Consider the following 14,045-nt stretch of genomic DNA (forward strand, 5'->3'; position numbering starts at 1 on the left):
TCCAGTTTTCTGGTTCATCAATTCTCTTTTTTGATGGAGAGGCATTCTGGACATGCTATTGCCTTCATCGTAGCATGACTCTTAATAGTTAGACTCACGACGAAATCCCATTCTCTCATGATAAATAAAAAACGTATTTTTTTACCAACTGTTTCGGTAATGATGCTTTTTTGTTGGAGTGATTTCTCCGTTGCTAATAATCAAGATCCGTTGGTGGTAACGGCAAATCGTTTTAAACAACCTATTTCTTCTGTTTTAGCACCGATGACCGTAGTTACACGTGAAGAAATTGAACAATGGCAATCTAATAGTTTGGTTGATGTACTACGCCGTTTGCCGAGTGTTGATATTGCACAAAATGGTGGGCTCGGACAGAATGCTTCTTTGTTTGTTCGTGGCACAGAATCTCGCCATACTTTAGTGCTGGTGGATGGGATCCGATTAAATCAGGCAGGTATCACGGGAGCTGCGGATTTTAGTCAGATCCCAATTTCAATGGTGCAAAGAATCGAATATATCCGTGGTGCGCGTTCTGCGGTATATGGCTCTGATGCTATCGGTGGCGTTATCAATATTATCACCAGCCGGGAACAACAGGGGACGACATTGAATGCAGGGATCGGTTCATATGGATACCAAAATTACAATGGTTCAACACAACAAAAAATTGGTAAAAATACTTTCCTGAATGCCGCAGCAGGATATACCTATACCAGAGGATTTGATGTTGTAGCGGGTAATGGAACTAATGAGCCGGATCGCGATGGGTTCATGAGCAAAATGTTGTGGCTAGCGCTTGATCATAAGTTCAATGACCAGTTCAACGGGTTTATACGTACATATGGCTACAACAATAGAACAAATTATGATGGAGCCTTTACTGATACCCGAAAATTATTCAGTCGAAGTTATGAAACTGGAGTTCAGTTCAATCAGGGCGTTTACTCGTCTCAATTCATAGCCAGTTATAGTCACGTTAGAGATTACAATTTTAAGCATAAGATTTATCAGGGAAACACTACGTTAAGCGATTCCGAGCAATACAATGTCCAATGGGGAAATGTATGGCAGATTGGTCATGGCGCAATTAGTGGTGGTGTCGACTGGAAAAGAGAATCTGTCGCGGCTGGCTCTAACAATATCCCGGTACAAAAAGATGTTGATAATACCGGAGCATATTTAACTGCTCAGCAAAAAATTCATGACTTCATTTTGGAAGGAGCTGTACGCTCAGATCGCCATTCTGAATATGATTGGAACACAACTTGGCAAACCGGAGCGGGTTGGGAGTTCATTGATGGTTATCGTTTTATCGCTTCCTATGGAACCGCGTTTAAAGCACCGACGCTTGGGCAATTATATGGTTGGGGAGCAAACCCAAATTTGAATCCAGAGAAAAGTAAACAGCGAGAAGTGGGTGTTGAGGGAGTAACAGGAGCGCTTAATTGGCGTTTATCTATTTATAAAAATAACATTGAACAATTGATAGATTTCTCCAATAACCGTTACTTGAACATAGGACAGGCAAAAATCAAAGGTGTCGAATGGACAGGAACTATAGATACCGGCATTTTCCAGCACCAACTGACATTACAGTATGTTAATCCACGTGATGGCAATAACCAGCAATTAACCCGCAGAGCTAAACAGCAAGTGAAATATCAATTAGATTGGGAAGCCTTCGATATCGATTGGGGAGTCACTTATCAATATATTGGGTCGCGTTATGATCAAGACTTTAATATGTTTCCTCCGAAAAGATTGAAATTAGGCGGTGTTAGTTTATGGGACATCAACATGTCTTATCCAATCACTAACCGCCTGACAATACGTGCTAGAATAGCTAACCTGTTTGATAAAAATTATGAGACAGCTTATGGCTATCGCACCCCAGGACGAGAATACTCCCTCATCGGCAGCTACAACTTCTAATTTGAATACAACTGACCGCCCAACCATTCTGATTTTTGATTCCGGGGTGGGTGGGTTATCTGTATATCAAGAGATTCGACAATTGCTGCCGGATCTCCACTATATATATGCTTTCGATAATGAGGCTTTTCCTTATGGAGAGAAAACTGCGGAAGTGATCATTGAGCGAGTTGTCAAAGTTGTCGATGAAATCCAGAAAAGGCATTCTTTGGCTGTTGTCGTGATTGCCTGTAATACAGCCAGTACGGTCAGCTTGCCGATACTACGTGGACGTTTCTCCTTTCCCGTTGTAGGCGTTGTACCAGCGATCAAGCCTGCGGCAAAACTAACTTGTAATCATGTAGTAGGATTATTGGCAACGCGGGCTACTGTTAATCGTGGTTATACAAAAGAACTTATTACACAATTTGCCAAGGACTGTCAGGTTCATGCTATAGGTTCTGCTGAACTGGTGGAATTAGCAGAAAGAAAGCTCCATGGCGAAACTATTCCATTGAGGGAAGTAGAAAAAGTATTAAAGCCGTGGCTGAGAATGAAAGCACCACCAGATACCGTCATTTTAGGGTGTACTCACTTTCCTTTACTTGCAAAAGAGCTGTCACAAATCCTGCCCGATGGAACACGACTGATTGATTCAGGTGCGGCGATTGCGCGTAGAACAGCATGGCTGATTAAAAATCGAGAAAATTTACCTTCAACAACAGAAAGTAGCTTGGCTTATTGCACCAAAATAGATCCTAATAGCGAATCTTTGCGACCGGTTTTACATGGTTATGGCTTCCTAACGCTGGAAAAACTACCAACTTAAGTCAAATTTGGTGCAATAACCAGCAGTTGATAAAATTTTTCAAAAAAACTATTGTCAGCGCCGGAAAACGCCCTATAATGCGCCACCACTGACCGACGCAGCGCTGAGACAAGCCGCTGAGGAAAGTCCGAGAAAAGCGAAAATAAACGCTTGACTCCAGAGGCAAAAAGCGTAAGATACGCCGCCTCGCAACCCGGAGCGAAAGTTCGGTTGCCCATGCTCTTTAACAAATTAATCAGACAATCTGTGTGGGCACTCGCAGGACACGATCAACGCCGCAAGGCGAAAAAGATTCAAGTCTTGAAGAGTGACTGAAACAGTTAATTCATTGCGATACTGAACAGTGAAATTCTTTGAGCATCAAACACTTTTAATTGAAGAGTTTGATCATGGCTCAGATTGAACGCTGGCGGCAGGCCTAACACATGCAAGTCGGGCGGTAACAGGAAAGGGCTTTTGCACTTTTGCTGACGAGCGGCGGACGGGTGAGTAATGTCTGGGGATCTGCCCGGTAGAGGGGGATAACCACTGGAAACGGTGGCTAATACCGCATAACCTCTTTGGAGCAAAGTGGGGGACCTTCGGGCCTCACGCTATCGGATGAACCCAGATGGGATTAGCTAGTAGGTGGGGTAAGGGCTCACCTAGGCGACGATCCCTAGCTGGTCTGAGAGGATGACCAGCCACACTGGGACTGAGACACGGCCCAGACTCCTACGGGAGGCAGCAGTGGGGAATATTGCACAATGGGCGCAAGCCTGATGCAGCCATGCCGCGTGTATGAAGAAGGCCTTCGGGTTGTAAAGTACTTTCAGCGGGGAGGAAGGCGTGAGTCTGAACAGGGCTCACGATTGACGTTACCCGCAGAAGAAGCACCGGCTAACTCCGTGCCAGCAGCCGCGGTAATACGGAGGGTGCAAGCGTTAATCGGAATTACTGGGCGTAAAGCGCACGCAGGCGGCCAATTAAGTTAGATGTGAAATCCCCGGGCTTAACCCGGGAACGGCATCTAAGACTGGTTGGCTGGAGTCTCGTAGAGGGGGGTAGAATTCCACGTGTAGCGGTGAAATGCGTAGAGATGTGGAGGAATACCGGTGGCGAAGGCGGCCCCCTGGACGAAGACTGACGCTCAGGTGCGAAAGCGTGGGGAGCAAACAGGATTAGATACCCTGGTAGTCCACGCCGTAAACGATGTCGATTTGGAGGTTGTGCCCTTGAGGTGTGGCTTCCGGAGCTAACGCGTTAAATCGACCGCCTGGGGAGTACGGTCGCAAGATTAAAACTCAAATGAATTGACGGGGGCCCGCACAAGCGGTGGAGCATGTGGTTTAATTCGATGCAACGCGAAGAACCTTACCTACTCTTGACATCCACGGAATTTGGCAGAGATGCTGAAGTGCCTTCGGGAACCGTGAGACAGGTGCTGCATGGCTGTCGTCAGCTCGTGTTGTGAAATGTTGGGTTAAGTCCCGCAACGAGCGCAACCCTTATCCTTTGTTGCCAGCACGTGATGGTGGGAACTCAAGGGAGACTGCCGGTGATAAACCGGAGGAAGGTGGGGATGACGTCAAGTCATCATGGCCCTGACGAGTAGGGCTACACACGTGCTACAATGGCGGATACAAAGAGAAGCGACCTCGCGAGAGCAAGCGGAACTCATAAAGTCTGTCGTAGTCCGGATTGGAGTCTGCAACTCGACTCCATGAAGTCGGAATCGCTAGTAATCGTAGATCAGCATGCTACGGTGAATACGTTCCCGGGCCTTGTACACACCGCCCGTCACACCATGGGAGTGGGTGGCAAAAGAAGTCGGTAGCTTAACCTGCGGGAGGGCGCTGACCACTTTGTGACTCATGACTGGGGTGAAGTCGTAACAAGGTAACCGTAGGGGAACCTGCGGTTGGATCACCTCCTTAACCGAATGATGGTAGCTTGTGAGTGTTCACACAGATTGTCTGATGACTGTAAGACGAGCAAGCGTCTGCGAAGAGACTGACTGTCCCCTTCGTCTAGAGGCCTAGGACACCGCCCTTTCACGGCGGTAACAGGGGTTCGAATCCCCTAGGGGACGCCACTTTGCTCAGGCCCCGGGTGAAAGCCGGCGCCAACCGATATTGTTAAGCGTGACTTGCGAGTCAGTTTAGCAATATTTGCTCTTTAACAATCTGGAACAAGCTGAAAATTTGAAACCATCAATAGGGTCCTTGACGATATTGATGCGTCTCTCAACATACTCCAATTCGAAGACACCTTCGGGTTGTGAGGTTAAGCGACTAAGCGTACACGGTGGATGCCTAGGCAGTCAGAGGCGATGAAGGACGTGCTAATCTGCGAAAAGCGCCGGTGAGCTGATATGAAGCCCTATTAGCCGGCGATATCCGAATGGGGAAACCCAGTGCAATCCGTTGCACTATCATTCACTGAATCCATAGGTGAATGAGGCGAACCGGGGGAACTGAAACATCTCAGTACCCCGAGGAAAAGAAATCAACCGAGATTCCCCCAGTAGCGGCGAGCGAACGGGGAGCAGCCCAGAGCCATCAACAATATCAGCGCCAGGAGAACGGTCTGGAAAGGCCGGCAGTAAAGGGTGACAGCCCCGTATCCGAAGGCGCCGGTATTGCGAGCTCGAAGAGTAGGGCGGGACACGTGGTATCCTGTCTGAACATGGGGGGACCATCCTCCAAGGCTAAATACTCCTGACTGACCGATAGTGAACCAGTACCGTGAGGGAAAGGCGAAAAGAACCCCGGCGAGGGGAGTGAAAGAGAACCTGAAACCGTGTACGTACAAGCAGTGGGAGCCCCACCACTAAGCCAGTGGTGAACTCCGCAGCGCATCTTTTGTTTGATGCCGGTTGGCGAAGCGACGCGCCGCCCAACCGACAAAATCAGGCAAAGGGGGCTTAGTGGTGGGGTGACTGCGTACCTTTTGTATAATGGGTCAGCGACTTATATTCTGTAGCAAGGTTAACCGTTTAGGGGAGCCGCAGGGAAACCGAGTCTTAACTGGGCGTTAAGTTGCAGGGTATAGACCCGAAACCCGGTGAGCTAGCCATGGGCAGGTTGAAGGTTGGGTAACACTAACTGGAGGACCGAACCGACTAATGTTGAAAAATTAGCGGATGACTTGTGGCTGGGGGTGAAAGGCCAATCAAACCGGGAGATAGCTGGTTCTCCCCGAAAGCTATTTAGGTAGCGCCTCGTGAATTCATCTCCGGGGGTAGAGCACTGTTTCGGCTAGGGGGTCATCCCGACTTACCAACCCGATGCAAACTGCGAATACCGGAGAATGTTATCACGGGAGACACACGGCGGGTGCTAACGTCCGTCGTGGAGAGGGAAACAACCCAGACCGCCAGCTAAGGTCCCCAAGTCATGGTTAAGTGGGAAACGAAGTGGGAAGGCTCAGACAGCCAGGATGTTGGCTTAGAAGCAGCCATCATTTAAAGAAAGCGTAATAGCTCACTGGTCGAGTCGGCCTGCGCGGAAGATGTAACGGGGCTAAACCATGCACCGAAGCTGCGGCAGCGATATAAATATATTGTTGGGTAGGGGAGCGTTCTGTAAGCCGGTGAAGGTGGGTCGTGAGGCCTGCTGGAGGTATCAGAAGTGCGAATGCTGACATAAGTAACGATAAAGCGGGTGAAAAACCCGCTCGCCGGAAGACCAAGGGTTCCTGTCCAACGTTAATCGGGGCAGGGTGAGTCGACCCCTAAGGCGAGGCCGAAAGGCGTAGTCGATGGGAAACAGGTTAATAGTCCTGTACTCGGTGTTACTGCGAAGGGGGGACGGAGAAGGCTAGGCCGGCCGGGCGACGGTTTGTCCCGGTTGAAGCGTGTAGGTGGGGTGACCTGGCAAATCCGGTCATCCATAACACTGAGGCGTGATAACGAGCCACTACGGTGGTGAAGTGGTTGATGCCCTGCTTCCAGGAAAAGCCTCTAAGCATCAGGTAACATTGAATCGTACCCCAAACCGACACAGGTGGTCAGGTAGAGAATACTCAGGCGCTTGAGAGAACTCGGGTGAAGGAACTAGGCAAAATGGTGCCGTAACTTCGGGAGAAGGCACGCTGGCATTAAGTGAAGGGCCGTGCGCCCGGAGCTGAAGCCAGTCGCAGAGACCAGCTGGCTGCAACTGTTTAATAAAAACACAGCACTGTGCCAACACGAAAGTGGACGTATACGGTGTGACGCCTGCCCGGTGCTGGAAGGTTAATTGATGGGGTTAGCGGCAACGCGACGCTCCTGATCGAAGCCCCAGTAAACGGCGGCCGTAACTATAACGGTCCTAAGGTAGCGAAATTCCTTGTCGGGTAAGTTCCGACCTGCACGAATGGCGTAATGATGGCCAGGCTGTCTCCACCCGAGACTCAGTGAAATTGAACTCGCTGTGAAGATGCAGTGTACCCGCGGCAAGACGGAAAGACCCCGTGAACCTTTACTATAGCTTGACACTGAACATGGAGCCTTGATGTGTAGGATAGGTGGGAGGCTTTGAAGTGTGGACGCCAGTCTGCATGGAGCCATCCTTGAAATACCACCCTTGAATGTTTGATGTTCTAACGTGGACCCGTTATCCGGGTTGCGGACAGTGTCTGGTGGGTAGTTTGACTGGGGCGGTCTCCTCCCAAAGCGTAACGGAGGAGCACGAAGGTTGGCTAATCACGGTCGGACATCGTGAGGTTAGTGCAAAGGCATAAGCCAGCTTGACTGCGAGCGTGACGGCGCGAGCAGGTACGAAAGTAGGTCTTAGTGATCCGGTGGTTCTGTATGGAAGGGCCATCGCTCAACGGATAAAAGGTACTCCGGGGATAACAGGCTGATACCGCCCAAGAGTTCATATCGACGGCGGTGTTTGGCACCTCGATGTCGGCTCATCACATCCTGGGGCTGAAGTAGGTCCCAAGGGTACGGCTGTTCGCCGTTTAAAGTGGTACGCGAGCTGGGTTTAGAACGTCGTGAGACAGTTCGGTCCCTATCTGCCGTGGGCGCTGGAAGATTGAAAGGGGCTGCTCCTAGTACGAGAGGACCGGAGTGGACGCACCACTGGTGTTCGGGTTGTCATGCCAATGGCATTGCCCGGTAGCTACGTGCGGCAGAGATAACCGCTGAAAGCATCTAAGCGGGAAACTTGCCTTAAGATGAGTCTTCCCTTGTCCCAGAGAGGACACATAAGGAACGTTCGAGACGAGGACGTGGATAGGCCGGGTGTGTAAGCGTAGCGATACGTTGAGCTAACCGGTACTAATGCTCCGAGAGGCTTAACCTGACAACACCGAAGGTGTTTTGGGGTTGAGAGACGAAAACAGTTTCAGAGAAAGACACATAGCGTCATCAGCTTGTTCGGGATTGAAGACAGGATTTGTCTGGCGGCAATAGCGCGGTGGTCCCACCTGACCCCATGCCGAACTCAGCAGTGAAACGCCGGCGCGCCGATGGTAGTGTGGGGTCTCCCCATGTGAGAGTAGGGCACTGCCAGACATCAATTTATAAGTATTTCCAAAATGGCAATACTTTTTATTCTAGGCATCTGCTGATATGGCTCAGTTGGTAGAGCACACCCTTGGTAAGGGTGAGGTCCCCAGTTCGAATCTGGGTATCAGCACCATGAATAATATGTTCGGCAAATAAAACAGAATTTGCTTGGCGGCAATAGCACGGCGGTCCCACCTGACCCCATGCCGAACTCAGTAGTGAAACGCCGTAGCGCCGATGGTAGTGTGGGGTATCCCCATGTGAGAGTAGGGAACTGCCAAGCTTTAATATCCAGTCAAAAGGCCACTCAGATGAGTGGCCTTTTGCATTTCTGGTTATTTTCTTTTTTCTATGTCTTCTATAGTAGGCCAGACACTACTGGTTTATCTTTCAAAGGTAGAGTCTGCTAGACTACAGGCAAATTATTTATCGAGTTCGAAATGAATGTCTGTCTGTCAACCAACTCAACTAAAGGTGTTCAACACGTTTGGCATTTCAACCAATGCTGAACGTATTTGTACGGCAACCTCAACTGAATCACTTTTATCCTTATGGCAAGAAGCTGAGAAGAATGGTCATCCTGTCCTTATACTGGGAGGAGGTAGCAATGTTTTATTTACTGAAAACTTTAAGGGAACAGTAATTTTAAATCGCATTCTTGGTATCGAGATACAAGGATCTGATATTGCATGGCATATTCATGTCGGTGCAGGCGAAAATTGGCATGAGTTAATTAAATATTTACTAAATCGGCAAATTTTTGGTCTGGAGAATTTGGCATTGATTCCTGGGAATGTTGGCTCTGCTCCTATTCAAAATATTGGAGCCTATGGAATTGAGTTTAAACAAGTCTGTGAATATGTCGACTTAGTTGAGCTGAAAACAGGTAAACAAATTCGTTTGATGGAAAGAGAGTGTCAATTTTCTTATAGGGATAGTATCTTCAAACATCAATATAGAGAAGGATATGCAATTATTTCTGTCGGTTTGAGGCTAAATAAAACGTGGCAGCCTATATTAACCTATGGTGGTTTAAATCAGTTCTTGGGTGGTGATGTTACACCAGAACAAATATTTCATGCAGTCTGTGAAATGCGCCAGAGTAAGTTGCCAGATCCTGCTGTTATAGGCAATGCAGGGAGTTTCTTTAAGAACCCTGTTATACCGATTGAATTGGCGCAAAAAATTAAATCGAAATACCCTGAATGTCCTCAATATCATCATAATGAGCATAGTGTAAAAATAGCTGCGGGCTGGTTGATAGATCAATGTCATTTAAAAGGGTATCGTGTCGGTGATGCTGCTGTTCACATGAAACAAGCATTGGTGTTAATCAATCAAGGGAATGCCACAGCGCAGGATGTTATTGCTTTGGCTGCTTATGTACGTAAGCAAGTAGCTAAAAAATTCAATATTTCTTTAGAACCTGAAGTCCGTTTCATTGGTAGTAAAGGTGAAATAGACGCAGTGGAATGTATTTCATGAAAGATATTAGTATTCCATTAAAATTAATTAATGTGCTATCAGATGGTGAAACTCATTCAGGACAGCAGTTAGGTCAGGAATTAGGAATGAGTCGGGCAGGAATAAATAAACATATCCAGACTATTCGTGAGTGGGGAGTGGAGATTTTGACGATCCCCGGTAAAGGTTACCGCTTTCCTGCCCCAATGAATCTTCTTAGTAAAAGAATGATTGAAAGCTACCTGCCAAATAATGGCATTGAGGTTATTCCTGTTATTGATTCCACAAATCAGTATTTGTTAGATAAATTAGAGGAACTTACTTCGGGGGATTCTTGCGTCGCAGAATACCAATATGCAGGGAGAGGCCGTCGTGGAAGACAATGGGTGTCTGCTTTTGGCCGGAATTTATATTTATCTATGTTCTGGCGTTTAGAACAAGGGCCTGCTGCTGCAATTGGATTAAGCCTGGTAGTCGGTATTGTAATTGCGGAAGTTTTGAATCGCCAGGGGGCAGAAAGGGTAAAAGTAAAATGGCCTAACGATTTGTATATGGATGATAAGAAACTGGCCGGTATATTAGTTGAATTAATGGGGAAGACAGGAGATGCAGCTCAGATTGTCATCGGAATTGGTATGAATATTTCAATGAGCAGTGAGCAGCAAAAATTAATAAACCAAAGATCGACTAATCTACAGCAGGCAGGAGTAACTATTGAACGGAATAAGTTAGTTGCTGAAATCGTTGTTGAACTTAAGAAGGCGTTGATCCAGTTTGAAAAGGAAGGATTATTACCATTTATTTCCAGATGGTTTAAATTAGATAATTTTATGAATCGTCCGGTGAAATTGATTATTGGTGATCAGGAAATTTATGGGATCTCCCGTGGAATTGACCAACAAGGTGCTCTATTGCTTGACATTGATGGTGTCATTACGCCTTATATTGGCGGTGAAATTTCTCTGAGAGGATGCTGAGTATAAAGCCGGAGATTTCCGGCTCTTACATTATTTTCTTAATCTGACGCTTTCAATAGCGTGGTTAGCACCTTTAGTCATAATTAAGCTGGCTCGTTCTCTGGTTGGTAAGATGTTCTGCCGTAGATTTAATCCATTAATTTCTTGCCAAATGCCTGATGCGACTTTTATTGCTTCTTCAGTTGTTAATTTAGAATAACCGTGGAAATAAGAGTCTGGGTCAGCAAAAGCGCCTTGGCGGAATTTAAGAAAACGGCTGATATACCATTGTTCGAGTAATTGTTCTGATGCGTCAACATAAATAGAAAAGTCAACAAAATCAGAAACAAAGACATGGTGTGGTTCATGGGGATAATCCATGCCACTTTGCAGCACATTTAGACCTTCTAGTATCAGAATATCTGGTCGTTCTATAACAAGCTGTTCGTCAGGTACAATATCATAGCTAAGGTGAGAATATACTGGCGCTGTAACCTTTTCGACACCTGATTTTATATCAGAGACAAATTTGACTAAACCGCGCATATCATAGGATTCAGGAAATCCTTTTTTCTTCATTAAACCGCGCTCATTTAGCACATTATTAGAGTGTAAAAAGCCGTCTGTTGTCACCAGTTTCACGCGACGATGTTCAGGCCAGCGGCTCAATAATGCTTGTAATAAACGTGCCGTTGTACTTTTTCCAACCGCAACGCTACCAGCAATACCAATGATGTAAGGTATTTTTTGTCCACCAGTTCCTAAAAATTGTTCAAGAACAGCTTGGCGCCGTAGATTAGAACTAATATAAAAATTAAGTAGGCGTGATAATGGCAAATAGATCTCAACTACTTCATCTATTGAAATTTCTTCATTAATTCCTTTTAAAGCAGCAACCTCCTCTGCTGTTAATGTTAAAGGCACTGAGTCACGCAAAGTTGCCCAATGTTCACGATCAAATTGTAAATAGGGAGTCGTTAAAAAAGATTCTTTCTTATTCATAAGCCAACATCTGCCTGTCTATGCAGGTTGGACGGGTTGTTGTGCACACCCGTATCCGACAAAAAATAAATCTCATCATATCGGCTGAACTATCTTAGGCGTAGAATTTTTTATTATTTTAGTAATTTTTTTGATGGAAAATACAAAATTGCGAAAAAATGAGTAGTTTTTTGTTTGCCTCTGATAAGTATTTAAGGCTTTTTTTAAGAAAATGGCTCTGATGTGATAAGTAATTTTTCAAAATAATCTATTAGATTGTTTATTGAAGTTTTCATTTTGCGAATTTTTGTTTGCCATTTGTACTGTATCTTTTGAAAAAATCACCAAAACAACCTTGATTGAATGTAATGTGAGCGAAAAAACAAAAAAAGATAATTTTTTTGTTGCATCATAGGCGAATACTACCTAGAATGCGCAGCACTTGATGCCGGCATAGCTCAGATGGTAGAGCAACTGACTTGTAATCAGTAGGTCCCGAGTTCGATTCTTGGTGCCGGCACCAATAACAATTTGGAAAGGTGGGGTTCCCGAGCGGCCAAAGGGAGCAGACTGTAAATCTGCCGTCACAGACTTCGAAGGTTCGAATCCTTCCCCCACCACCATGGACCAGTTTTCATCTTGAGTATTCTGCTCGAGTTACTACTTCAGAAAAAATACTTAAGATATAATACAGTTGATTAAAGTCAGGTAGCCGAGTTCACGCGGGCATCGTATAATGGCTATTACCTCAGCCTTCCAAGCTGATGATGCGGGTTCGATTCCCGCTGCCCGCTCCAAGATGTGCTGATATAGCTCAGTTGGTAGAGCACACCCTTGGTAAGGGTGAGGTCGGCAGTTCGAATCTGCCTATCAGCACCACTTCCTTAGTTCTTGCCTCCTGGTTTTCTTCCTGCTGATATCTAAACAAGCACAATTGCTTGGTTGATGTGGTGAAACCACCGATTCCGTGTCTTAGAGGGACAACCTGATGTCTAAAGAAAAGTTTGAACGTTCAAAACCGCACGTTAACGTTGGTACTATCGGCCACGTTGACCACGGTAAAACTACCCTGACTGCTGCCATCACTACCGTTTTGGCGAAAACTTACGGCGGTAACGCTCGTGCATTCGACCAGATCGATAATGCACCAGAAGAAAAAGCACGTGGTATCACCATCTCTACTTCGCACGTAGAATACGATACTCCATCTCGTCACTATGCACACGTTGACTGCCCAGGCCACGCCGACTACGTGAAAAACATGATCACCGGTGCGGCTCAGATGGATGGCGCGATCCTGGTTGTTGCTGCCACTGATGGCCCAATGCCACAGACTCGTGAGCACATCCTGCTGGGCCGTCAGGTAGGTGTACCATACATCATCGTGTTCCTGAACAAGTGTGACATGGTTGATGACGAAGAGCTGCTGGAACTGGTAGAAATGGAAGTCCGTGAGCTGCTGTCTCAGTACGATTTCCCAGGCGATGACACGCCAATCATCCGTGGTTCTGCTCTGAAAGCGCTGGAAGGCGACGCAGAGTGGGAAGCGAAAATCATCGAGCTGGCTGAAGCACTGGATTCTTACATCCCAGAACCCGAGCGTGACATTGACAAGCCATTCCTGCTGCCAATCGAAGACGTATTCTCCATCTCCGGCCGTGGTACTGTCGTTACTGGTCGTGTTGAGCGTGGTATCGTTAAAGTGGGTGACGAAGTTGAAATCGTTGGTATCAAAGAAACCACCAAAACAACTTGTACTGGCGTTGAAATGTTCCGCAAACTGCTGGACGAAGGCCGTGCGGGTGAGAACGTAGGTGTTCTGCTGCGTGGAACTAAGCGTGATGACGTTGAGCGTGGTCAGGTTTTGGCGAAGCCAGGTTCTATCCACCCACACACTCAGTTCGAATCGGAAGTGTACATCCTGAGCAAAGATGAAGGTGGCCGTCATACTCCATTCTTCAAAGGTTACCGTCCACAGTTCTACTTCCGTACAACTGACGTAACCGGTACTATCGAACTGCCAGAAGGCGTAGAGATGGTCATGCCAGGTGACAACATCAACATGAAAGTGACCCTGATTGCCCCAATCGCAATGGACGAAGGTCTGCGTTTCGCAATCCGTGAAGGTGGCCGTACTGTAGGTGCTGGTGTTGTTGCTAAAGTTATTGCTTAGTCTTTGATTAGAAAAATATTATGAAAAAGAGGAGCCAAGCGAGGCTCCTCTTTTTTTATGCCACCGAAAATGGTGGCTTTATTTTGCTTATAAACAAAACAGAAACAATAATTGAAATGAGAGTTATTTCTATTTACTATTTGTCGGTATCCTTTATTTTATAGCTATAACTGTTCTTTTAGCCATCTCTATTGTGTATCTAATTTGGGTAATTAATAAGAATACAAGTAGTTATAACCATTATTAATAGTT

At 46.4% G+C, this 14,045-nt stretch carries 6 protein-coding genes, 6 tRNA genes and 4 rRNA genes; 15 read left to right on the forward strand and 1 reads right to left on the reverse strand.

Translation table 11 applies throughout. The features are described 5' to 3' along the window. Positions 1-117 precede the first annotated feature (117 nt). The 10 genes from btuB (at position 118) to birA (ending at position 10,660) form a co-directional block, all read left to right on the forward strand. Positions 118-1,932, forward strand: a complete 1,815-nt coding sequence (gene btuB, locus BDD26_RS00955) for a TonB-dependent vitamin B12 receptor BtuB (protein ID WP_038259676.1) — start codon at positions 118-120, stop codon at positions 1,930-1,932. Next, complete coding sequence (gene murI, locus BDD26_RS00960) at positions 1,877-2,740, forward strand: glutamate racemase (protein ID WP_115825322.1); 864 nt, start codon at positions 1,877-1,879, stop codon at positions 2,738-2,740. The genes btuB and murI overlap by 56 nt, the downstream gene beginning before the upstream one ends. Before the next feature lie 371 nt (positions 2,741-3,111). Then, positions 3,112-4,656 (forward strand): 16S ribosomal RNA (locus BDD26_RS00965). Between the two features lie 82 nt (positions 4,657-4,738). Continuing rightward, positions 4,739-4,814, forward strand: a tRNA-Glu gene (locus BDD26_RS00970). Between the two features lie 189 nt (positions 4,815-5,003). Then, a 23S ribosomal RNA gene (locus tag BDD26_RS00975) occupies positions 5,004-8,013 on the forward strand. Between the two features lie 96 nt (positions 8,014-8,109). Then, a 5S ribosomal RNA gene (rrf, locus tag BDD26_RS00980) occupies positions 8,110-8,225 on the forward strand. Between the two features lie 51 nt (positions 8,226-8,276). After that, a tRNA-Thr gene (locus BDD26_RS00985) sits at positions 8,277-8,352 on the forward strand. A 34-nt stretch (positions 8,353-8,386) separates the two neighbouring features. Next, positions 8,387-8,502: ribosomal RNA gene (gene rrf / locus BDD26_RS00990) — 5S ribosomal RNA — on the forward strand. Together the 16S, 23S and 5S rRNA genes with 2 tRNA genes alongside form the textbook arrangement of a ribosomal RNA operon. Positions 8,503-8,663: 161 nt before the next feature. Beyond that, positions 8,664-9,704, forward strand: coding sequence for a UDP-N-acetylmuramate dehydrogenase (gene murB / locus BDD26_RS00995; RefSeq protein WP_038263847.1), 1,041 nt, complete (start codon positions 8,664-8,666; stop codon positions 9,702-9,704). Beyond that, positions 9,701-10,660 (forward strand): bifunctional biotin--[acetyl-CoA-carboxylase] ligase/biotin operon repressor BirA, encoded by a 960-nt coding sequence (gene birA / locus BDD26_RS01000; protein ID WP_115825323.1) that lies wholly within the window; start codon positions 9,701-9,703, stop codon positions 10,658-10,660. The genes murB and birA overlap by 4 nt, the downstream gene beginning before the upstream one ends. Before the next feature lie 30 nt (positions 10,661-10,690). Here birA and coaA read toward each other — a convergent pair whose 3' ends face one another. Continuing rightward, positions 10,691-11,641, reverse strand: coding sequence for a type I pantothenate kinase (coaA, locus tag BDD26_RS01005; protein ID WP_115825324.1), 951 nt, complete (start codon positions 11,639-11,641; stop codon positions 10,691-10,693). A gap of 426 nt (positions 11,642-12,067) precedes the next feature. On the opposite strand from coaA, the gene BDD26_RS01010 reads away from it, so the two are divergent. The 5 genes from BDD26_RS01010 (at position 12,068) to tuf (ending at position 13,793) form a co-directional block, all read left to right on the forward strand. Beyond that, a tRNA-Thr gene (locus tag BDD26_RS01010) sits at positions 12,068-12,143 on the forward strand. A gap of 15 nt (positions 12,144-12,158) precedes the next feature. Beyond that, a tRNA-Tyr gene (locus BDD26_RS01015) sits at positions 12,159-12,243 on the forward strand. A gap of 99 nt (positions 12,244-12,342) precedes the next feature. After that, positions 12,343-12,417 (forward strand) — tRNA-Gly (locus tag BDD26_RS01020). A 6-nt stretch (positions 12,418-12,423) separates the two neighbouring features. Beyond that, positions 12,424-12,499, forward strand: a tRNA-Thr gene (locus BDD26_RS01025). A gap of 109 nt (positions 12,500-12,608) precedes the next feature. Continuing rightward, complete coding sequence (gene tuf / locus BDD26_RS01030) at positions 12,609-13,793, forward strand: elongation factor Tu (protein WP_115825325.1); 1,185 nt, start codon at positions 12,609-12,611, stop codon at positions 13,791-13,793. The last annotated feature ends 252 nt before the right edge of the window (positions 13,794-14,045 follow it).

This window comes from Xenorhabdus cabanillasii (genome assembly GCF_003386665.1).
GTDB lineage: Bacteria > Pseudomonadota > Gammaproteobacteria > Enterobacterales > Enterobacteriaceae > Xenorhabdus > Xenorhabdus cabanillasii.

Bases quoted from the DNA above. Each gene is read 5' to 3' on its own strand.
- btuB (WP_038259676.1), top strand. From the start codon at position 118: ATGATAAATAAAAAACGTATTTTTTTACCAACTGTTTCGGTAATGATG.
- murI (WP_115825322.1), top strand. From the start codon at position 1,877: ATGGCTATCGCACCCCAGGACGAGAATACTCCCTCATCGGCAGCTACA.
- murB (WP_038263847.1), top strand. From the start codon at position 8,664: ATGTCTGTCTGTCAACCAACTCAACTAAAGGTGTTCAACACGTTTGGC.
- birA (WP_115825323.1), top strand. From the start codon at position 9,701: ATGAAAGATATTAGTATTCCATTAAAATTAATTAATGTGCTATCAGAT.
- coaA (WP_115825324.1), bottom strand. From the start codon at position 11,641: ATGAATAAGAAAGAATCTTTTTTAACGACTCCCTATTTACAATTTGAT.
- tuf (WP_115825325.1), top strand. From the start codon at position 12,609: ATGTCTAAAGAAAAGTTTGAACGTTCAAAACCGCACGTTAACGTTGGT.